Origin of the sequence: Arthrobacter sp. NtRootA1 (assembly GCF_019976975.1) — a bacterium.
Classification (GTDB): Bacteria; Actinomycetota; Actinomycetes; order Actinomycetales; family Micrococcaceae; genus Arthrobacter; species Arthrobacter aromaticivorans.
The window spans coordinates 2,968,918-2,989,355 of the sequence record NZ_AP024630.1; the positions used below are offsets into that span (position 1 = coordinate 2,968,918).

22 protein-coding genes and 2 pseudogenes are annotated in these 20,438 nt (G+C 62.4%); 13 read left to right on the forward strand and 11 right to left on the reverse strand.

Annotated features, from left to right (window positions below):
• Window positions 1–36 precede the first annotated feature (36 nt).
• A complete protein-coding gene (locus LDN90_RS13295) occupies window positions 37–1,080 on the reverse strand; it encodes an NAD(P)-dependent alcohol dehydrogenase (RefSeq protein WP_223946118.1) in 1,044 nt (347 codons plus the stop codon).
• Between the two features lie 132 nt (window positions 1,081–1,212).
• Here LDN90_RS13295 and LDN90_RS13300 point away from each other — a divergent pair.
• The 3 genes and pseudogenes from LDN90_RS13300 to LDN90_RS13310 all read left to right on the forward strand — a co-directional run.
• Window positions 1,213–1,346 (forward strand): annotated as a pseudogene (locus LDN90_RS13300) (transcriptional regulator); the annotation flags it as partial.
• A gap of 92 nt (window positions 1,347–1,438) precedes the next feature.
• Entirely contained in the window at window positions 1,439–1,843 is a 405-nt protein-coding gene (locus LDN90_RS13305) for a cupin domain-containing protein (protein ID WP_223946120.1), read from the forward strand.
• Window positions 1,844–1,896: 53 nt separating this feature from the next.
• Window positions 1,897–4,119: an HNH endonuclease signature motif containing protein gene (locus LDN90_RS13310; RefSeq protein ID WP_223946122.1), complete on the forward strand. Its 2,223-nt coding sequence runs from the start codon at window positions 1,897–1,899 to the stop codon at window positions 4,117–4,119.
• Window positions 4,120–4,203: 84 nt separating this feature from the next.
• On the opposite strand, the gene LDN90_RS13315 is transcribed toward LDN90_RS13310, so the two are convergent.
• The 4 genes from LDN90_RS13315 to LDN90_RS13330 form a co-directional block, all read right to left on the reverse strand.
• Window positions 4,204–5,466: an RNA polymerase sigma factor gene (locus LDN90_RS13315; protein WP_223946124.1), complete on the reverse strand. Its 1,263-nt coding sequence runs from the start codon at window positions 5,464–5,466 to the stop codon at window positions 4,204–4,206.
• A gap of 94 nt (window positions 5,467–5,560) precedes the next feature.
• Window positions 5,561–5,980, reverse strand: coding sequence for a YciI family protein (locus LDN90_RS13320; protein WP_216925640.1), 420 nt, complete (start codon window positions 5,978–5,980; stop codon window positions 5,561–5,563).
• A 274-nt stretch (window positions 5,981–6,254) separates the two neighbouring features.
• Window positions 6,255–6,818 (reverse strand): hypothetical protein, encoded by a 564-nt coding sequence (locus tag LDN90_RS13325; RefSeq protein WP_216925639.1) that lies wholly within the window; start codon window positions 6,816–6,818, stop codon window positions 6,255–6,257.
• A 139-nt stretch (window positions 6,819–6,957) separates the two neighbouring features.
• Window positions 6,958–7,905, reverse strand: a complete 948-nt coding sequence (locus LDN90_RS13330; RefSeq protein WP_223946126.1) for a 5'-3' exonuclease — start codon at window positions 7,903–7,905, stop codon at window positions 6,958–6,960.
• A gap of 183 nt (window positions 7,906–8,088) precedes the next feature.
• On the opposite strand from LDN90_RS13330, the gene LDN90_RS13335 reads away from it, so the two are divergent.
• Entirely contained in the window at window positions 8,089–10,023 is a 1,935-nt protein-coding gene (locus LDN90_RS13335) for an FAD-binding monooxygenase (RefSeq protein WP_223946128.1), read from the forward strand.
• Between the two features lie 243 nt (window positions 10,024–10,266).
• Window positions 10,267–11,556: an MFS transporter gene (locus LDN90_RS13340; RefSeq protein ID WP_223946130.1), complete on the forward strand. Its 1,290-nt coding sequence runs from the start codon at window positions 10,267–10,269 to the stop codon at window positions 11,554–11,556.
• On the opposite strand, the gene LDN90_RS13345 is transcribed toward LDN90_RS13340, so the two are convergent.
• Window positions 11,544–12,128: a peroxidase-related enzyme gene (locus LDN90_RS13345; protein ID WP_216925637.1), complete on the reverse strand. Its 585-nt coding sequence runs from the start codon at window positions 12,126–12,128 to the stop codon at window positions 11,544–11,546. The genes LDN90_RS13340 and LDN90_RS13345 overlap by 13 nt on opposite strands.
• Window positions 12,129–12,288: 160 nt before the next feature.
• Between LDN90_RS13345 and LDN90_RS13350 the strand changes: the two genes are divergently transcribed.
• Window positions 12,289–12,507, forward strand: coding sequence for a hypothetical protein (locus LDN90_RS13350; protein WP_308169381.1), 219 nt, complete (start codon window positions 12,289–12,291; stop codon window positions 12,505–12,507).
• Window positions 12,508–12,559: 52 nt separating this feature from the next.
• Here the strand turns inward: LDN90_RS13350 and LDN90_RS13355 are convergent, their stop codons facing one another.
• Window positions 12,560–12,913: a TraR/DksA C4-type zinc finger protein gene (locus LDN90_RS13355; RefSeq protein ID WP_223949293.1), complete on the reverse strand. Its 354-nt coding sequence runs from the start codon at window positions 12,911–12,913 to the stop codon at window positions 12,560–12,562.
• An 88-nt stretch (window positions 12,914–13,001) separates the two neighbouring features.
• On the opposite strand from LDN90_RS13355, the gene LDN90_RS13360 reads away from it, so the two are divergent.
• A complete protein-coding gene (locus LDN90_RS13360) occupies window positions 13,002–13,421 on the forward strand; it encodes a DUF1801 domain-containing protein (RefSeq protein WP_216925634.1) in 420 nt (139 codons plus the stop codon).
• A gap of 130 nt (window positions 13,422–13,551) precedes the next feature.
• The gene (locus tag LDN90_RS13365; RefSeq protein ID WP_223946131.1) at window positions 13,552–13,941 is read left to right on the forward strand and encodes a hypothetical protein; all 390 of its coding nucleotides are present in this window, start codon (window positions 13,552–13,554) and stop codon (window positions 13,939–13,941) included.
• On the opposite strand, the gene LDN90_RS13370 is transcribed toward LDN90_RS13365, so the two are convergent.
• From LDN90_RS13370 to LDN90_RS13380, 3 genes are all read right to left on the reverse strand, one after another.
• Window positions 13,913–14,506, reverse strand: coding sequence for a dihydrofolate reductase family protein (locus LDN90_RS13370; protein WP_223949294.1), 594 nt, complete (start codon window positions 14,504–14,506; stop codon window positions 13,913–13,915). The two genes, LDN90_RS13365 and LDN90_RS13370, sit on opposite strands and share 29 nt — an antisense overlap.
• A 106-nt stretch (window positions 14,507–14,612) precedes the next feature.
• On the reverse strand, window positions 14,613–15,494 hold the full coding sequence (locus LDN90_RS13375; protein WP_216925632.1) for an NAD(P)H-binding protein: 882 nt from the start codon (window positions 15,492–15,494) through the stop codon (window positions 14,613–14,615).
• Window positions 15,491–15,964, reverse strand: a complete 474-nt coding sequence (locus LDN90_RS13380) for a nuclear transport factor 2 family protein (protein WP_223946132.1) — start codon at window positions 15,962–15,964, stop codon at window positions 15,491–15,493. The genes LDN90_RS13375 and LDN90_RS13380 overlap by 4 nt, the downstream gene beginning before the upstream one ends.
• Window positions 15,965–16,064: 100 nt before the next feature.
• Between LDN90_RS13380 and LDN90_RS13385 the strand changes: the two genes are divergently transcribed.
• On the forward strand, window positions 16,065–16,724 hold the full coding sequence (locus LDN90_RS13385; protein ID WP_223946134.1) for a TetR/AcrR family transcriptional regulator: 660 nt from the start codon (window positions 16,065–16,067) through the stop codon (window positions 16,722–16,724).
• A gap of 78 nt (window positions 16,725–16,802) precedes the next feature.
• Window positions 16,803–17,222 (forward strand): alternative ribosome rescue aminoacyl-tRNA hydrolase ArfB, encoded by a 420-nt coding sequence (arfB, locus tag LDN90_RS13390; RefSeq protein WP_223946135.1) that lies wholly within the window; start codon window positions 16,803–16,805, stop codon window positions 17,220–17,222.
• Window positions 17,223–17,356: 134 nt separating this feature from the next.
• Here arfB and LDN90_RS13395 read toward each other — a convergent pair whose 3' ends face one another.
• The gene (locus LDN90_RS13395) at window positions 17,357–17,515 is read right to left on the reverse strand and encodes a hypothetical protein (RefSeq protein WP_223949379.1); all 159 of its coding nucleotides are present in this window, start codon (window positions 17,513–17,515) and stop codon (window positions 17,357–17,359) included.
• Here LDN90_RS13395 and LDN90_RS13400 point away from each other — a divergent pair.
• The 3 genes and pseudogenes from LDN90_RS13400 to LDN90_RS13410 all read left to right on the forward strand — a co-directional run bounded on the left by LDN90_RS13400 (window position 17,444) and on the right by LDN90_RS13410 (window position 20,362).
• A pseudogene (locus tag LDN90_RS13400) lies at window positions 17,444–17,754 on the forward strand (RidA family protein). The gene LDN90_RS13395 and the pseudogene LDN90_RS13400 sit on opposite strands and share 72 nt — an antisense overlap.
• Window positions 17,755–17,907: 153 nt before the next feature.
• On the forward strand, window positions 17,908–18,954 hold the full coding sequence (locus LDN90_RS13405) for a homoserine dehydrogenase (protein WP_216925627.1): 1,047 nt from the start codon (window positions 17,908–17,910) through the stop codon (window positions 18,952–18,954).
• Entirely contained in the window at window positions 18,947–20,362 is a 1,416-nt protein-coding gene (locus LDN90_RS13410) for an aldehyde dehydrogenase family protein (RefSeq protein WP_223946136.1), read from the forward strand. Before LDN90_RS13405 ends, LDN90_RS13410 begins: the two co-directional genes overlap by 8 nt.
• Window positions 20,363–20,438: the final 76 nt, after the last annotated feature.

Sequence of the window (20,438 nt, forward strand, 5' to 3'; positions counted from 1 at the left end):
GTGGCCCCTCAGTAGTGTTGCTATTCGGTCGGCGTGCTAGCCGATGGTGGACGTGTCAATGACAAAGCGATAACGCACATCGGAGGCGAGCACGCGCTCATAGGCTTCGTTGATCTTGCTGGCCGGGATGACCTCGATCTCGGCACCGAGCCCGTGCTCTGCGCAAAAGTCCAGCATCTCCTGGGTTTCGCGGATTCCGCCGATCATGGAGCCGGCGAACCTGCGGCGCCCACCGATGAGCGCGAAAGCATTCACGGGCAGCGGCTCGGCCGGCGCGCCAACGTTCACCAGCGTGCCGTCAAGGCTCAGCAGTTGCAGGTAGGCGCTGATGTCGATGGACGCGCTGACGGTGTTGATGATGAGGTCAAATGTGCCCGCCAGTTGCTCGAACGTGGCAGGATCACTGGTGGCGTAATAGTGGTCAGCGCCCAGTTTGAGGCCGTCTTCCATCTTCTTCAGGGACTGCGAGAGGACAGTCACCTCTGCACCCATGGCGTGGGCAATCTTGACACCCATGTGGCCCAGGCCACCCAAGCCCACGATCGCGACCTTCTTGCCAGGGCCGGCCTCCCAGTGATGCAGAGGGGAGAAGGTCGTGATGCCTGCGCACAGCAGCGGTGCAGCGACGTCGAGATCCAGCGCTTCGGGGATGGTGACCACAAAGTCCTCGTTCACCACCACGCTGCTCGAGTATCCGCCCTGGGTGACGGTGCCGTCACGGTCAATTGCGCCGTAGGTGCCCACGTTGCCGTTGAGGCAGTACTGTTCCTCGCCCGCCAAGCAGTTCCTGCACTCCTTGCACGAGTTGACCATGCAGCCAACACCAACCCGGTCGCCCACTTTGTGCTTGGTGACGTTCTGGCCAACTTCGGTAACGATGCCGGCAATCTCGTGGCCAGGGACAAGCGGGTACTGCTGGGGACCCCAATCGCCGCGCACCGTGTGGATGTCCGAGTGACAGATACCAGCGAACTTGATGTCAATGTGGATGTCGTGAGGTCCAACCTCGCGACGTTCGATGGTGGTCAGGGTGAGGTCGCCCGTGGCCGAAGGTGAAGCATAAGCGTTAGCGGAAGGCATGTTTCTCCTGCGTGATGAAGATTAGTGGATGCTTCCATCTAACCCCCTTTTCCGAAATGCAAGGAGTTACTGCTGTTAGGGGTAATGACAGGGACTCCCTTGGAAGGCCAAAAGCCATACCGTTGGAAACACATGCGGATCGAGGCGGGGCGTAACCCCTATGACCGTGGACTCGCTGGCCTCGTAGGTGAGTTGTCCAGGCGCAGCGAAGACTTCCGTGTTCGCTGGCGGCGCACAACGTCCGGCAGCATTACATCGGCAAGAAGTAGTTCCGGCGTCCGATCGTCGGGGACCGACTGAAACCCGCCACGACCTCCGCACGACGAAACGCAACTAATTCCAGGACGAAAAAGGAACCATGGACATTACCCCGAAGACCACCAGCACCAAGGGGCCATCAGGGCTCTTCACCGGCGACGTCTACTTCGACGTCATCGCCAAGGGAGACGCGCCCTCCCGACTTCGAGTGAACATCGTCCGCTTCGCTCCGTGCGCTAGAACGGCCTGGCACACCCACGCGGCTGGTCAGACGCTCCACGTGACGGACGGTGTAGGCCTGGTCCAGGCGCGCGGAGCAGAGGTGAAGGTGGTCCGCCAAGGTGACACCATCTACACGCCGCCGGGCGAATGGCACTGGCACGGTGCTGCTCCGGAGCATTTCATGAGCCACCTTGCCATGTGGGAAACCACCGGAGCCGCAGACGGGTCCGAAACAACGTGGGGCGAGCTAGTGACAGATGAGGAGTATGGCTATCCGGGCTGAGGGCTTTTATCGGGCTTCCTAATAATGTCAGACCCTGGTGAGAGGGTTTATTCATGGGAAGCATTGGGGAGATTCTGGCGCGGCGGGCAGCAGTGACTGGCGCCTCGCTGCGCCCCCGACGCGTTCCCCTCGGAAGCCACTCCGGTGCTGCCCACGGGCAGGACGGCTGTGAAAGCCCGACGGCGGCAGTCACCGATTCGGCGAGCCCAAGGGCCATGGCGCTGCTTCGCGGCGTCAAACCACTGCCCGTCCCTGAACCCGATGAAACGGACCGTAACGATTTCCCCGGGCACGGCGTTTCCCACGGGCTTGAGGACGCACGGGGAATTGAGGATGCGCGGGGAATTGATGGTTCTCTGGGAATTGAGGGGGCGCTGGGAATTGAGGGGGCGCTGGCTGACAGCGTTGAGGCGTTGGAGAGCCTGCGTTCCTGCACCGTTGCCGGTGCCCTGTCGTTCGGGTTTGCGGAAGCCGCGGGGTTCGCCGGGCGGGTGGAGGAGATCTCCCGCACCGTGGAATACCTGCAGGTCATCGCGGCGCACGCCGTGGAACGGACCCGTACCCAAGCCCAGCAGGCACGGCCCTCCTCCGCGGCGGGCACGGGATGGCAGACCGGCTGGACCGACCCCGCAACCACAGACTGCGGAACTACAGACCCTGCGGCCCCGGCAGCAGGACCAAACCCCGCCACCGCCCCCGCCACGGCTGCAGGGTCTACTGCTGTCGGTGGATCCGCTGCTGCTGCTGGATCCGCTACTGCTGGAGGTTTCGCCACTGCTGCTGGTTTCGATGCTGTCGCTGGATCCGCTGCTGCTGCTGTTGGATCCGCTACTGCTGGTGGGTTCAGTGGTGTTGCTGCGGCGGACGCTGCCGCGGTGGCCGATGATGGTTACCGGGACGCCGCGCAGTTCCTGCGGGCCCGCCTGCGGATCGGCATCAGCGAAGCCCGGCGCCGGCTCGCCCTGGCCTCCGAGGTCCTCCCCCGGACCGGAATCGCCGGCCAACACATCCCGGCCCGCCGCGAAATCCTGGCCCAAGCCCTCGAATCCACACAAATACCCACCCGGTCCGCGAGCATCATCAGCGCCGCCCTGGACAAAGCCCGGCTCCTCACCGACGAAGAAACCCTCACCCGGATGGAACACGCCCTCACCGCCACGGCCATTGAATCCGACCCCGACTTCGTCCTGAAAATGACCAAACGCTGGAACGACCTCATCGACCAAGACGGCCCGGAACCCAGCGAAGAAATCCTCCGCCAACTCCAAGGCACCTTCATCCGCAAACCCCGCCACGGACTGCACCACCTGGAAATCTTCGCCACCACCGAACAATACGAAACACTCACCACCGCCATGAACACCGCCACCAACCCCCGACTCACCCCCGCACACAACCCAGCCACCGGGGAAAGCAACGAGAGCACTGACGGGGACGGGGACGGGGGCGGGAACAGCGATAGCGGGAACAATCCAGCGGGTCCGGAGCTGGACCGGCGTTCCCGGGCCCAGAAACTCCTCGACGGACTCGTCGGAGCCTGCGCCGTCGCGATGACCACCGGGAAACTGCCCTCCAACGGCGGACTCCGACCCCAACTCACCGTCACCATCAACCACCACGACCTCTTCGAACGACTCACCCGCACGGCCCCCACCCCAAGCACAGCCACACCAGCCGGTGCAGCCCCCACGCCACCCGGCACACAAACCACTGGGCCTGGCCCGCACGGCCCCCGGTTCAGCTCCGGCGCCGCCACCCCAGCCGGTGCAGCCCCCACGGCACCCGGCACAGCCGCCACCCAGACCACAGGCACAGGGACTGGACCTGGCCCGCGCCACTCCCGGCTCAGCTCCGGCGCCGCCACCTTTACCGGCCCGATGCACCCCAACACCATCCGCAAAATCGCCTGCGACGCCGACATCCTCCCCGTCCTGCTCGGAACCGACTCCCGCATCCTGGACATCGGCCGCACCACCCGGATCTTCCCACCCCACATCCGCAAAGCCATCACCGCCCGCGACCAAGGCTGCGCCTTCCCCGACTGCACCATGCCCGCCCCCTGGTGCGAAGCCCACCACATCACCTACTGGTCACACGGCGGCACCACCTCCACCGACAACGGCACCCTGCTCTGCAGCCACCACCACCACCTCATCCACAAAGAAAACTGGACCATCACCACCACCACCGGCGTGCCCTGGTTCACCCCACCCCCACACATCGACCCCAAACAAACACCACGACGCAACCACCACCACACACCCCTCAGAACATAAAAGAGCCTCAGAACACAAAAGAGCCCTCCGACCGTAAGAGTGCCCGGCGCATATTGAGGGGCCAGGCTGCACCCGTCTGGGCGCTTACTGGCGTTTTCTGGTTTGTAAGTCCCGGATTTTCCGCTCAAGGGCCAAACGCTCAGCGCCGTTGGAGCAAAGTTCAAGAGCCTGGTGAAATGCCTCGCTCGCTTCTTCATGGCGCCCAAGCCGCGACAGCAGCTCGCCCTTGACTGCGGGCAAGAGATGCGACCCCTTGAGTTCGCCCCGGGCAGCCAATTCGTCAACGAGTCCCAGTCCTGCGGCAGGGCCAGAGGCCATGGACACGGCGACGGCAAGGTTCAGATCAATGATGGGCGACGGCGTGAGTCGCCCGAGCGTCTCGTACAGGACCACGATTCGATCCCAGTCTGTGTCCTCCACCGAATGCGCTACAGCGTGGCATTCGGCGATGGAAGCCTGGAGACCGTAGGCGCCGAGCCCGCGGCCGGAGCCTGCCGCCGTCGAAAGTGCTGCGCGACCGCGCCGGATTGCTGACTGGTCCCATCGACGTCGATCCTGGTCTTCCAGCAGGATCGGCTGGCCGGCCGCGTTGAGCCTTGCCGGGAACCGCGCTGCTGTGAGTTCCATGAGTGCCAGCAATCCGAATGCTTCGGGCACCGGCGCCACGCGGACCAGCACCCGGGCAAGTCGACGTGCTTCACTTGCCAGCTCGGTCCGCATCCAGTTTTCTCCCCCGGAAGCGTAGGCTCCCTCGGTGAAGATCAGATAGAGGACATTCAGTACCGAACCAAGCCGCTCAGGAATTTGATCGGCTTCGGGCACTGCGAAGGGCACGCGGGCAGCGGCAAGCGTCTTCTTGGCCCGGGTAATGCGCGCCTGGATGGTTGGCACCGGGACCAGGAATGCCTTGGCGATCTCTTCCGTGGTCATGCCGCCCACAACGCGAAGCGTCATGGCAATCCGGGCTTCCCTGGACACCATGGGGTGGCAGGAAATGAACATCAGGGCCAGGACATCGTCGTCTATGGCTTGGGGGTTGAACAGCGCATCCACACCCGGTTCTTCCTCTGTGAGGTCCCGTGCCAGCAGCGCGTACTTGTTGTCCAAGGCTGCCCGCCGCCGGAAAGTATCGACGGCACGACGACGACCCGCCGTCAGGAGCCATCCCACGGGCTCGGCAGGTGCGCCGTTGACAGACCATGACACGAGGGCCTCTGCGAGTGCTTCCTGTGCGAGATCCTCTGCCAGTGGAAAGTCTCCTGTATAGCGGGCAAGGGCGCCGACGATACGTGCGGATTCGCTGCGCCACACCGCTTCGACGGCGGCCCTTGCCTCGTTGCTGCTCATGTCAGTTACTGCTCACGTCAGTTGCTGCTCATATCAGTTACCGCTCAAGTCAGTTGCTGCATGTCAGGTGCTCCCAAAGCAGTGGCCGTCTGGTCTAGAGCTGTCCGGTCTGCTCGCGCCAAGCCCGTTCCTTTTGGATCCATTCGTTGTCTTGGGGGAATTCGTCGATGCTGGTCACCCGCCGGATCTCCGTCTTGGTCCCCGCGGTCATCGGCGCACGCTTGGCCCACTCGATGGCTTCCTGCTTGGATGCAACATCCAGGATGTAGTAACCGGCAAACAGCTCCTTCGTTTCACCGTACGGACCATCAGTGACCACCGGGGTGTCGCCGGTGAAGTCGACCACGACGCTTTCCTTTGCATCTTCCAGTCCTTCAGCAGCCAGCAGCACTCCAGCGCGAATCAGTTCATCATTGAACTTGCCCATCGCTTCGAGGATTTCGTTGAAGTCGATGTTCTCGAACTTGGCGAACGACTCGTCGGTTGCCCGCATGATCAGCATGTACTTGGCCATTGCACTCAATCTCCTGTGTTGTGGAAGGTCGCCCTTCGACCCTCTCATTCATGGGTCGAACAGTGCGAGGCGAAATCGACAAACTCTCGAAAGAATTTTCCGGTTCCTTTTTGAGTGTCCTTTCGCGGCTGGGTTCAGGCCCGGAAAGGTGGCCACGGGTGGCAAGGGTGCACACGAAGGATCCCCCGGAACTGTTACTGGAACTCTCCGGGGGACCCCTCGCTACCAAGTAGCGGCGTCGTGCTTCCTTTCTGCGGTTGAAGGTTGCAGGGCCCTAGCGGCCGCCTCCTCCGATGACTCCGGCTTCAACCGCTTTGGTGACGGCGTCAGCTTCGGCCTGTGTGAGCTTGCCGTCCGCCACGGCCTTGTCCAGCCGGGTCTTAAGGGCAGCGGCTCGCTTCTCCTGGGCGGCAGTACGGATTTCTTCCAGGGCGGCAGTGACCTTGGATTCGTCAACGCCCAGTGCTGAGGCCAGGGACTTGGCCAAGGCTGCTTCCTGCGCCGTTCGGTCCGGTTTGGTTCCCTCGGTGCCTTGAGTTGGTGGAGTGGTGGGCTTATTCGCTTCCCTGAAGGCCTTCAACGCGTCGGTGACCTTGGCCTGGTCCACTCCCAACTTGGCGGCCAGGTCCGCTGCGAGCTGACCGCCGTCGGGGCCGCGGAAGTGGCCTCCGGGCCTTCCGTGGCCCTGCCCGGGCGTGGTGGCATCGGCTGACGACGTTGTGCTTGGCGTCGGCGTCGGCGTCGTGGTGGCTGATGCAACGCTGGTGACACCCAGCCCCGCGCCCAGCGCCAACGCTCCGGCTGTAATGCCAAGGGTAATTCTCTTGGTCTTTGACATGGTGCCTCTCCTCAATCCGCCGCCACTGTAACGGCTGCTGAGCCGTCCCAACGGCTTGGTAACTTCCAGACGATCTGTAACATCGCCTGTTACTACAGTGAGGCGCCCACCCAAGCCCACGCTGTTGTGAAGCTGTAAATCAGCTGTGAAGGTGTGGTTGGGTGTCCAAGGCCGCAAGCAATCGCTTGACTGAACCACCCAGGTTCCACTCCGTAGCCAAGCGCTCGAGCTCAGCGCGTGCCCCGCCTGTCACGGGGCGCAGTTGGGCGCCTGCCTCCTCAAGGGTGGGCACCTTCAAGTCGCGAACCACATTGACGACGGCGGGAGCCACCTTGAGGTACCCGGACGCTGCGGAAAGTTTGGCGCGTATGGAACTGGAGAGTCCGCCGTCGGGATCCTCTGCTGCCTCCAGGAGGCCCTCAAGGGAGACGTATTCCGCGAGCAGTGACGCGGCCGTTTTCTCGCCGATACCTGCAACGCCTGGCAGGCCGTCGGATGAATCGCCGCGCAGTGTGGCGTAGTCGGCGTACTGTTGCGGCAGCACGCGGTACTTGCCAACGACGACGACGTCGGTGACCATTTCCAGGTTCTTCATGCCTCGAGCGGTGTAAATGACGCGGACGTTCCGATCATCATCGACGAGTTGGAAAAGGTCCCGATCACCCGTGACCACATCAGTAGGCAGTTGCGCCTGGCTGGCGTACGTTCCTACAACATCGTCAGCTTCGTGGTCATCGATGCCCACCACAGCAATGCCTGCGAGGTCCAGCACGTGGCGGATCAGCGGGATCTGCGCTTCGAGAGGATCGGGAACGATTTCGACGTCGGGGCCCGCCGGCACGATTTCGGCCACTCTGTGCGCCTTGTAGCTGGGAATGAGCTCAACCCGCCATTTCGGGCGCCAGTCGTTGTCCCAGCAAGCGACCACGTGGGTGGCTTCATACTCCGTGGTGAGGCGGGCAATCATGTCCATCAGGCCGCGGACAGCGTTGACGGGTGTGCCGTCGGAGCGCCGGATGGAGTCCGGAACACCGTAGAAGGCGCGGAAATACAAGGAAGCAGTGTCCAGGAGCATGAGTCGAGGCATACCTGATCCTGACACGTCCTGCCCGGAATCACCGTGAACCTGGGCTAAACCTCGTCTGCGGGCCAGGCAAAGACTTGATCCTCAATGTGAGCCGCATTACGATTATGTGAGCGATAATAGAACAAGGTGTTCAACTATAGAACATCAAAAGATTTCAACCCACAAAAGAAGTGAGGAAAGCCCGTGCAGTTCCACCACCACGGTTACGTATCCGGTGACCCTCGAGTCGAGCCGGCCGCCGGCGTCGGAATCAACCGCCCGGCCGAGCTTCCCGACGAAGTTGACGTCCTCATCGTGGGCACCGGTCCTGCAGGGATGCTGGCTGCGGCGCAACTGGCCCAGTTCCCGGATATCACGACGCGCATCATCGAGCGGCGCCCCGGGCGTCTCGCAATCGGCCAGGCCGACGGCATCCAGGCCCGCAGCGTGGAGACCTTCCAGGCGTTCGGGTTCGCCGAACGCATCACCGCGGAGGCCTACCGCATCACCGAAATGGCGTTCTGGAAGCCGGACCCCGCTGACCACTCGCGCATCGTGCGCGCGGCCCGGACAGTGGATGACCCCACCGGTATCAGTGAGTTCCCCCACCTGATCGTCAACCAAGCCCGCGTGCTGGACTACTTCGCGGAGTTCATGGCCAACTCCCCCACGCGCATGAAGCCTGACTATGGCTACGAGTTCCGCGGTCTCCAGGTGACTGGTGTTGGCGACTACCCGGTCAGTGTCACCCTTGGGCACACCACGGGACCCAACGAAGGCGGGGAGCGCACCATCCGGGCCAAGTACGTCGTCGGTGCCGATGGTGCGCGCAGCAAGGTCCGCGAGGCCATCGGGTGCCATCTCGCAGGCGACCAGGCCAACCATGCCTGGGGTGTCATGGATGTCCTGGCCGTCACTGACTTCCCGGATATCCGCACCAAATGCGCTATCCAGTCCGGTGCCGGCGGAAGCATCCTGCTGATCCCCCGCGAGGGTGGGCACTTGTTCCGCATGTATGTGGACCTTGGTGAGGTTAAACCTGAGGATCATGGCGCCGTGCGGAAAACGACCATTGAGCAGATCATCCAGAAGGCCAACGACATCCTGCACCCCTATACGCTGGATGTCCGCAACGTGGCGTGGCACAGCGTTTACGAAGTAGGCCACCGGCTTACGGACAGGTTCGACGACGTCCTGCCGGAGGAACGCGGGACGCGCACGCCGAGGGTGTTCATCACCGGCGATGCCTGCCACACGCACAGCGCAAAGGCCGGCCAGGGAATGAACGTTTCCATGCAGGACGGCTTCAACATCGGCTGGAAACTCGGGCACATTCTGGAAGGCCGAAGCCCTGAGAGCCTGCTGGACACGTACTCCGCTGAGCGTCAAGTGGTGGCCAAGAACCTGATCGACTTCGACAAGCAGTGGTCCACCCTGATGGCCAAGAAACCCGAAGAGTTCGAAGACCCCACAGAGCTGGAAAACTTCTATACCCGCACCGCCGAGTTCCCTGCCGGCTTCATGACCCAATACGCTGCGTCGATGCTTGTTGCCGAGCCCACACACCAGGAACTCGCCGCGGGCTTCCCCATCGGTAAGCGCTTCAAGTCGGCGCCGGTCCTGCGGGTCTGCGACACGAACCCGATGCACCTGGGCCACCACGCCAAGGCAGACGGGCGCTGGCGTATCTATGTCTTCGCTGACGCAGCGCAGGCAGGAGCCCAAGGACCTGTGGCGGACTTTGCCGAGTGGATCGCGAACTCGCCGGAATCCCCGCTGGCCGCTACGCCGTCGGACGCTGACCGCGACGCGTGGTTCGACGTGAAGGTGATCTACCAGCAAGACCACACCAACGTAGACATCAACGCCGTACCCGCTGCGTTCAAACCCACCGTTGGACCATTCAAGCTCACCTACCTTGAGAAGGTCTTCGGCACGGACCCGACAGCAGACATCTTTGAGCTGCGCGGACTCAGCCGCGACGGCGTGGTGGTGGTCGTCCGCCCGGACCAATACGTTGCCAACGTCCTCCCCCTGACCGCGACGGCGGAACTCGGCTCGTTCTTCGCCACCGTGCATTCCGGGCAGCGGGCAAAGTCGAACGCAACCGAGGCAGATCTGGTTAGCCACCAGGCCTAAGGATGAATGCAGCTGCCGGGAGCGGGACCAGGCTCCCGGCAGCAAATTCGCAGTGGTGCCACGGCGCTCTCCCAAAGCGTCGGAGGGGTCGGGCAGAATATCCCTCATGGGGCGCCAGGATATTCCAACGGCGCACGGAATGTAGCAAACTCTGACAGCCAACTCTTCCCGGGGCCGCTGGTTCCACGGGCTCGGCTCCCACGGGCTCTGGCGGAGGCCGGGCAAGCGGACGACAATGGGCTTGTGGTCACCCCTGCCAGCGCTGGCGGCGACAGCCTGAACGATGCCGCCAGAAAGATTCAACGTGTCTATCTCACGCTGACGCTGGGCAACACGGTGGCAGCTTCCTTCATCTGGGGTATCAACACGCTTTTCCTGCTTGATGCAGGCTTGAGCAACCTCGAGGCCTTCGCGGCCAACGCCTTCTTCACAGCGGGGATGGTCCTTTTCGAGGTACCCACAGGCGTCATCGCCGACGGTTGGGGCCGCCGCGCGTCATTCCTCCTTGGTACGATCACGCTGGCCGCGTCCACCTACTTGTACTACGTGCTTTGGCAGATTTCCGCACCGTTTTGGATGTGGGCAGTTGTGTCGGTGCTCCTTGGCCTGGGCTTCACGTTCTTCTCCGGAGCCGTGGAAGCCTGGCTGGTGGATGCCTTGCGCTTCTCCGGCTATGAAGGCGGCCTTGAAACCGTTCTGGGCCGCGGCCAGATGGTGCAGGGTGTGGCGATGCTGCTTGGTTCGGTGGCTGGTGGAGTGATTGCCCAAGCCACCAACCTTGGTGTGCCGTTCCTTATTCGGGTTTTCGTTCTGGTTGCCATGTTCGCCGTTGCCTTTGGGTTAATGCACGACGTCGGGTTCTCACCTGAGCGGTCCACCCACCCCCTCCGTGCCACCCGCGCGGTGCTCTCTGCCTCGATCGAGAACGGCCTGAAAAACCCGCCGGTCCGGTATGTCATGCTGGCCGCTCCCTTTAGTGCCGGCGTCGGGATCTACGTGTTTTACGCCCTGCAGCCATTCCTTCTTGACCTGTATGGCGACCCGCGGGCCTATTCCATCGCCGGTCTCGCCGCTGCAATTGTGGCTGGCTCGCAAATCCTGGGCGGCTGGCTTGCGCCGCACGCCCGGCGCTTGTTCCATAAACGAACCTCTGTGCTGATCCTTGGCGGTTTGGCAGGATTCGTGATCTTGCTGGTCCTGGGCTTCACGCGTGTCTTCTGGGTGGCCCTGGTGCTGCTGGCATTTTGGGCTGTGGTCGGATCTGCGGCAACTCCGGTCCGGCAGGCGTACGTCAATGACATGATCCCCTCGAAGCAGCGCGCCACGGTTCTGAGCTTCGATTCGCTCATGGGATCCAGCGGCGGTGTGGTGGTACAGCCGCTCCTTGGCCGTGGCGCTGACCTTTACGGCTATCCGGCGTCGCTGGCCATGGCGGGCATTATTGAGCTCATTTCGGTGCCATTCCTGCTGGCAAGCCGTAGGCAGGGGGCATCGGCGGACCGTGCCAACACCGAAGCCGTTCAGTCTCCTTGAGCCGGCAGCGGCGTCAACAAGGCGTCCTGAAGCTCCGTGGTCACTCCTGGTGGCACGTCGAGGTCTACGGCTAAGGCAAGTAGCGCGCGGCTGAAGTAGTTCCTGGCCGTGGCAGCGAGGGTGATGTCGGCAATCTCCCGGTCGCTGAAGCCCACATCGCGAAGCTGCTGCGTGTCGTCGTCGTTCATTGCAGCCGCATCGGTGCTGAGTTTGACCGCGTAGTCCATCATCGCGACTTCCTCCGGCGGCAGCCCGGCATCCCTGTAGTCCCGGGCAACAGCGAGCAACTGCTCCTCATCGATGATGGCCAACGTCTTCTTCCCATGTGCCAATCTGCAATGGGAGGACCCAATGGCCTGGGCGGCCGCAAGCGTGACAAGCTCGAAACGTCGCAGACCCAGCGATGAGACGATTGCCTTAACCAGCGACTGCCACGCCTTGTATGCCTCCGGGTTTATGCTCATGGCCTTCGTATGGCTTGGAACGTAGCCCATTGACTGCAGATCGGCTTGGTAGATTTCGGCGGTCAGACCTGTGGCTTCGGACTCGGATTGCACCTTCAGAATGGACATGGGCGCTATTCTTGCCCCCGGTCAGGGGAATGTAAATGAGGCTGCGGGTCCGTAGGAGTGACAGAGTGGGAGTTCATCGCGCAAATGTGGTGGAACCGGATAGTGAAAGCGTGGACAAGCAATGATCTCCCTTCGGCAGGATTCCCAAGGTTTCATCCGAATGAGCAGGCATTTTCCCGCCAGCGCCTCCGTGTCCATCACGTTTGCCGACGGCACCCAAAAGGTTTTCCCGGGCCAGCGGCTCAACGAGATCTTCGACGACGCTCTGGCCGCGTTCCGGGCAGGAAACAACCTCGACGCCAAGGGCTTCAAACGAGGGCCAAAAAAGAAGGTCCAGCAGGGCATCGAGTTCGTGCCCATCAGCCCTGACATGGCGTGAATTGCGCCCGGGCGGGTTCATGTCCGTCCCGGTTTTACTGTTTGCCCGGGTTCTACTGTTTGCCTGAGGCGTGACTGACGCAATAGGGCGTCCATGGCCTGGCTTCGAGCCGACCGTCCGGAATGACGACACCACAAACCGCACATATCCCGTAAGTTCCATCGGAAATCCGCTGCAGTGCGGCCTCAATCTGCTCGAGGCCTACACGGCTCTGCTCAAGTAGCGCGGAGGCCTGGGAGAGCTCGAAGGCGATGGTGGTGCCCTCAGGATCATGCTCGTCGTCGACGTTCGAGTCCTGGCGGGCGAGGCTGACCGATGTGATGTCGCTGCGCAGCGCCTTCAGCAGGGCAACCTTCCGGCCGCGCTCCTCCTCCAGCAGAACCCGGAACCGCTCGACGTCGATCATGTAAGCAAGCCTACTCATCGCCTTCAAGCGCCCGTCTGGATAAGCGCCCGTCTGGACAAGCCGTGCGGCGTGGTGCCCTAATAACGTCATGGGGAACTACGCGCGCCATCCCGGAGTCGATAGTTACATCAACGCACTTCCGGGCTGGCAACAAGCAGTTTGTGAGGAATTGCGGGACGTGATCCACGAGGCAGAACCGGACATCGTGGAGACAATCAAAAGACGGGTTCAGCCCTACTTTGTCCTGGATGGAAACGTCTGCGCGTTGCTGGCGGCCAAGAACCACATCAATCTCTTTCTCTACGATGGCGCTATCGTTCCTGACCCTGCCGGGATCATCACAGCCGGGCACGATAACAAGACCAGCCGAATGATCAGCTTTTACGTCGATGACGAAGTACCCACGGCACCCCTCATCGATATGCTTCGACTAATAGCCGCCAACAATCGAGCAGGTGGGTGGCGGAAGATCAAAGCAGCTTTACAGGAGACTTCCGGCCCAGCGTGAGCACCAGCTTCGTCGCCTTCGCGGCGGCCGGGAATCATGCGGAACACCGGTCCGTTATCTACACAGGCCCGCTATCTCTACAACGGCCGTTTCGCCGTACTCATAACGACAGGAAGTTTGGGGACTGACCATGACGTTGACCGAAACGATTGCGCGCCTCCGGGCGGCCCACCTCATGGTCCGCGACGCCAAGGAGTGGGACGAACTGTCCACGAACCTGTGGGCTGCCTATGATGCCAACGACGAAGAACTCGTTGAGCAGTTACGGTCACCGTTCCTGCAGTCGTGGCGGACCGTCACGCGATACGTGCTCCGGGACACCTTCGACGCAGCCGGCATTTCGGTGGGCGAACCAACCCATCCATGGGGAATCGCGACGCTCACCGCTAATGGAACTACCTGCGAACCACTCCTCTGCCGCGCTGAAGGATTCCAACTGCTCACATTTGCCGAGATACTGTCCAGCTATTCGGACTCCCTGGAGCCTCTTTTCACGGCCGCCGGACAGGCGGACCGCTGATCAGCGTGGGTATGTACTCCAGCAGCTGCAGCTGGCCATCGAATGTCCTGCTGTTCACCATTTCAAGCGAAACATCAGGATAGCCGTCATAAATCCGCTCCCTGCCAGTGCGGCCTGTGATCACCGGAAAAACGACAATCCTGTATCGGTCCACAAGTCCGGCACTCAACAAAGAACGGCAAAGGCTGAGGCTTCCCAGCGTGGTCAGCGTGCCGGTCCGGGTCCGCTTCAACTCCTTGACAGCTTCCACAGCATCCCCGCTCACCAGCTCGGAATTCGGCCAAGCCAGGGGTTCTTGGAGAGTGGAAGAGAAAACGACCTTTGGCACAGCCGCCAGCCCGGTCAGGGCCGCTCCCTCTTCCTCGGAGAACCCGGAGTCTTCGCCCGCGGCCTGCTCCGACATGCTTGACATCACCCGATAGGTGTTGGCCCCCATAAGCGTGGTGAAATCCTTCTTCCCTTCTTCCTCGAGCCAGGCAAGGTATTCCGGGGATTCAAGTCCCCACCAACCGGGCCACCCCTCCGCTGAGGCATACCCATCCAGGGATATGATCAAGTCCACCATCAACTGCGCTGATGTCGCTTCTGTAGTTGGCTCGCCCACGGCTGCTCCTCACGGGATTCGGGTTGTGCCTAGCATTGTCCTCCCGAAGGCCGGTTTGCACCACGACTCACGCGTTCCTGATCTGGTCCAAACTCTCACGCAGTCCGATCACTGGAATGTCAGGGAAAGCAGAACGTGCCACAGCCGGATCGAAGGCCGCAGCGCCTGATTCCATCCACAGCGCTGCCCTCGCCATCCGGGCCATAAACGGCGAAACCGGACGTGCCACGGCGGCCATCACCCGTAAGGCTGCCACTGGTATCCGCTGGATAGAGCCCTTTCCAGCGTCCGCGAGGATAGCTTCCGCGAGCGTGTTGAAGGGGAGAGTTTCGGATCCCCACTCAATGATCCTTCCACGCAAGGAAGGGCCGAAAAGCGCCAACAAAACAGCGGCAGCAGCGTCCGGCGTCGACGTAAATGTCACAGGTGCCCGTCCCGAACCGAAGACAGGCACCCGGCCCTTCGTGTGCAGGGGCTGGCTCATTGAATCGAGGAACTGGTCAAGGTTCGCTCCCAGCCGGATCACCGTCCATGCCATGCCCGAGGCCTTCAACGCCTCCTCGGCGGCGTACTTCATGCGCAGGAATTCCAGAGGGGCATCGGGAGCTGCCCCATGCATCGACATCATGACTACATGCTCCACGCCCGCCCGGGATGCGGCCTCGATGAGCCGAAGTGCACCGTCGCGATCCACACTGCGCGGGTTACCGCCCCTTTTCAGCCCAAAGCCCGACGCCGCAAACACCACTTGGCTGCATCCCGCAACGGCCCGGTCGCAGTCCGCGCCTGAGGCGAGCGTCCCGCGGACTAGCTCGACGCCGTCGACCTCCTTCCCGGGGAACGGCTGGGATTCGCCCCTGGCCATGATCCGCACGGAAGCGCCGCGCCGAACCAGCTCATCGTTAAGCCGCGAACCCAGGCGGCCGGTGCCGCCCACTACGAGGATCACGACGCCTGCGATGTCGGAAGTACGGCCCCCGGCTCAAGACCCGCACCCGCTGTGGCCCGGACGGCGTCGTCGATGTCACCTGAAGAACGTTCCACAGGTTCGAGATAGAAATGGACGGAGGCGATCCGCTCCTGGCGCACAGTAAAGATCGCAACGCCGGCAAGTTCCACCGGCGTGGCATCGCGTCTTGTACCCCGGGAACCCCATTCAACCCAAACGGTTCCGTGCCTGCCTTCAGCAGCGTCGACGATCACCGGTGTGAAGTCAGGAACACCGGCAAAAATGCTGGTCCAGTTGGCACGGACCTGGGCGCTGCCGGTGAAATTCCGTTCGGGATGAACCGGCGTGATGTTGACATAGTCGTCGGCGAATTCGGCGACTAATGCGTCAAGGTCGTGGCGTCCGGAAGCGGCGAACATCCGGCGAACGGGCCCTTCCGGAAGGCGCTCCAAGCCCTCCACGGTTGCCATGGTGACTCCTTGGTGCCCCGCCAATTAGCCCATCGAGGGCGGACAAGGCTGGTATCTTGAATTCAATACAGTTCTCTGTATTGATTGGAGTCTAGAAGCCATGGCAACCGGAATCAAGAGTCCCGGAACATCCGGGAGCCAACGCACCTACGATGCGAGCCGTCGCCGCCAAGCAGCCGAGGCATCCCGGCGCACCATCCTCGCGTGCGCACGGGAACTATTTCTGCAGCAGGGATTCGGAGCAACCACCATCACCGAAATTGCCGCTGCGTCCGCAGTATCGGTGGAGTCCATCTACAAGAACTTTGGCGGCAAAGCCGGCCTCGTCCGGGCACTCCACGCGCAGAGCCTCCTTGGCACTGGCGGCTTGCCCGCCGAACAGCGCTCAGACCTCGCACAAGTAAGGGCAGATGACCCGCGGGAACTGATGGAGCAGTTCGGCCGGTTCACTGAAGAAGTCAGCCCCCTTGCTGCGCCGATCAGCCTGCTCATCCGCGACGCCGCCGCGACAGGAGATGCTGACATGGCCAGCCTCATGAAAGATGTCGACGACGCCCGCCATCGCCGGATGCTGCACAACGCACGTCAACTGATTGGCCGCGGCCTGCTCCGTCCCGGCATGTCCCCGGAAGAGGCCGCCGACATCATGTTCGCCTGCACCACCCCCGAACTGTTCGAGAGCCTGGTGCTGAAACGAGGGTGGAGCGCAGAGCAGTACGGCCGGTTCATCGCCTCGACTCTCGCCGCAAACCTCCTCTGACCTGCAACTAGTCTGACGTGTCATGTCGAAGTACCGCTCGGCTGGGAGGACCCGCGCCTGACGTGCAACCCTTGTTCAATGGACCTGGAAATCTCGCTCTCCCTCACGATTCCGGCCTCGGAACTCGGCTGGCGGTTCTCGCGTTCATCAGGACCGGGCGGTCAACACGTCAACACGACCGACAGCAGGGCGGAGCTTTCCTGGAACGTAGCCACGTCGGAGGCGTTAACAGAAAGCCAACGGGAGATCTTGCTGCGTCGACTGGACAAGCGACTCGTCCACGGAGTCATCACCGTTACAGCCTCTGAGCAGCGCTCGCAGTGGCGTAATCGCGAGACTGCCCTGGCAAAGCTCACTGACATTGTGGTGGCAGGCCTTGCCCCAAGGACCGTGCGCAGGCCAACGAAACCCGCACGCGGCTCCGCCCAGCGGCATCGCGCAGCAAAAGTACAGAGGGCGGCAACCAAACAGCAACGACGGCGGCCCTCGCCTGAGTGACGAGCGTCTGAGTGACGGGCGTCTAAGTGATCAGCGCCTGAATGACGAACGCCCGCGTGACCCAGCCAGGCCAACCGGGACAGTGGGAGCGCCCCCTTTTGGCAATTGGCTGGGGATGGCAGCATACAGTCATGTCATCCATCCAGCGCATCCGGCCCGAAGGGCTCGTCTCCAGTCCGGCATTCAGCCACGTAGCCATCGTCCCTCCAAACGCCACCACCATCTACGTCGGCGGCCAGAACTCGGTCGACAGCGACGGTTCGCTCGTTGGCGAGGGCGATGTTGGAGTGCAAGCTGCACGCGCCCTGACCAACGCGAAGACCGCATTGGCCTCCGCTGGGCAACCCTTCGCGACGTTGTGCAGTGGACGGTTCTCTTCGTGGACGGTGCCGATCTCGCCGCAGGGTATGGTGCCATTGCATCCGAGCTCGCCGCCGACGAGCCGCCCCTCGTGACAGCAGCGTTTGTCTCCCGTTTGGGCGTTCCCGGGGCGCTGGTGGAGATCAGTGCGGTAGCCGCCGTCGAGCGGTAAATGCATTCCTTTGCCGCACTGCGGACGTTTTCGCGTGGTTGGCAGCTTTTTTGGGCATTCCGTCATCCTTGGCGGGCGATTCGCATCTAGGGAACTGACACTCCTGGAACCGAGGCTTAAGGGACAGCACCACCGCCCTACCAAGGAGATCACGTGACTACCTACAATTTGGCCCTCATCGGTTTCGGAGGCGTCAACCGCGCTTTGGCCGAACTCATCCGTGACGAACCCCAGCGATTTGCCTCGCTCGGATTCGAGCTTCGCGTCGTGGCCATCACCGATCTTGCCTTCGGGTCACTCGTCCAAGGAGACGGCATCGATCTGGCCGCAGTGCTTGCGATGCCGCGCGGGTCCTCGTTCGAGGGACTGCCAGGTGGGAGTCCGGATCCCCGCAACGAAGACGTCATCAAAAACAGTCCGGCCGACATCGTCGTCGAGGCTACCTTCACCAGTCCAATCGACGGCGAACCGGCAGTTTCGCACGTCAAATGGGCCATCGAATCCGGCAAGCACGTGGTGACCACCAACAAGGGCCCTGTGGCCTTGCATGGCCGGGAACTGGGCCGGCTTGCAGCAAACAATGGTGTCCGTTTCGAGTACGAAGGTTCAGTCATGAGTGGCACGCCCGTTATTCGACTCGCACACAAAATGCTGGGCGGCCTGGAATTGAACTCAGTTCAAGGCATCCTGAACGGAACCAGCAATTACGTCCTGGGCCGGATGGAGGCCGGGCTGGGCCTGGATGAAGCCATCGCCGAAGCCCAGGATCGCGGGTACGCCGAAGCGGACCCCACTGCAGACATCGGCGGCTCGGACGTCCGGTTGAAGGTCGCCATCCTGGCCAACGAGCTGCTTGGTGCCAACATCCACCCCAATGACGTGGAAACCACCGGTATTCAGGACATCAAGAGCGACGACGTGGCACAGGCCTTGGCAAGCGGCTACCGCTGGAAGCTGATTGGCGAAGCCCGCCGGGTAGATGATGGCCGCATCGTAGCTACCGTCCAACCCATCGCCCTTCCGGGTGAACACCCGCTGGCCGGTATTTCCGGCGCCACCAATGCCGTCTCATTCAGCACGGATTTGCTGGGCGCCGTCACAGTATCGGGCCCTGGGGCCGGCCGCGTGGAAACTGCCTACGCCCTCATCTCGGACATCATCGCCGTCAACGAATTCGCCAAAGGAGCGGTCCGTGCCTGAGTCAGCCATCGCCGACACCACACCGGCAGCCGCCGTCACTGACGTGGCGGTGTACGACAAGTTTGACGGTTCCGTCCTGGCGACCCTTCCCCAGTGCACCGAGGCAGACGTACGCGTGGAGATCATCCGCGCCGCGGCCGCCGCTCCGGCAGCGGCCGCCATGCCCCGCCATGAACGTGGGCGGATTCTGGATACCGCTGCAGACCTGCTCCAGCAACGTGCGCAGAAAGTGGCTGGCCTCATCGTGTCGGAGGCCGGGAAGACCATCACGCAGGCGCTTAAAGAGGTCTCCCGTGCAGTGAATACGCTTAGGCTCTCGGCAGCGGAAACCCGCCGAAACGTTGGGGAAGTTGTTCCCTTCGACTCCTTTTCTGGCTCCGAAAACCGTCAGGGATGGTTCACCCGTGAGCCGTTGGGGCTTATCGCTGCCATCACCCCTTACAACGACGCCCTGAACCTGGTGGCGCACAAGCTCGGGCCGGCGATTGCCGGAGGAAACACCGTCATCCTCAAGCCGTCCCAGCTGACACCCTTGACGGCCATGCTTCTCGTGGACCTGCTGCGCGAGGCGGGCCTGCCGGCGGAGTTCGTGACTGTTGTCCTGGGCGATCGCACCATCGCGCAAACCATCATCTCGTCCAAACTGATTCGCATGGTCTCCTTCACGGGCGGCTTTTCCACGGGCCGGGCCATCGCCGCCAACGCCGGCATAAAGCGCCTGTCGATGGAACTTGGCGGCAACGCGCCCGTGATCGTGTTTGACGACGCGGACATTCCTGCCGCCGTCGAGGCCAGTGTTTCCGGTTCCTTCTGGGCTGCTGGACAGAACTGCATCGGCGCCCAGCGGATCCTCGTCCAGCGGTCAGTCTTCGAGACCTTCCTTCACGCCTTTGTCGCCCAAACGGCCGCGCTAACCACAGGCGATCCCCGCAGCGAGCAGACCGACGTCGGACCCATGATCAGCGCCGCGTCTGCCGCAGAAGCCAAGCGCAAGATCGACGAAGCAGTGTCAGCCGGCGCACGGCTGCTCACTGGTGGCACCTTGGACGGTGCGCTCCTGACACCTGCTGTCCTTACCGGAGTCCCGCGTAGTTGCGAGGCTTGGAGCGAAGAACTGTTCGCACCCGTGGTCCTGGTGGAACCGTTCGACTCTGCCGAGGAAGCCATCGCACTGGCCAACGACAGCGAATACGCACTGCAGGCCGGGGTATTCACCAAGGACTTGACCCGTGCACTGGCCACCGCCAGGGCAATCGACGCGGGTGGGGTGATGATCAACGATTCTTCGGACTACCGCCTCGATGCGATGCCTTTTGGCGGCTCGAAATACGGGAGCATGGGCCGGGAAGGCGTCCGCTTCGCCTACGAGGAAATGACGCAGCCCAAGGTCATAGCGATCACTTCATGATGTTCGGCGGGCGTTGTAGTCAATAGACCAGACTGTGCCGATCCGGCGTTGCGTAACCACTTCGGTTCCGCAGCGC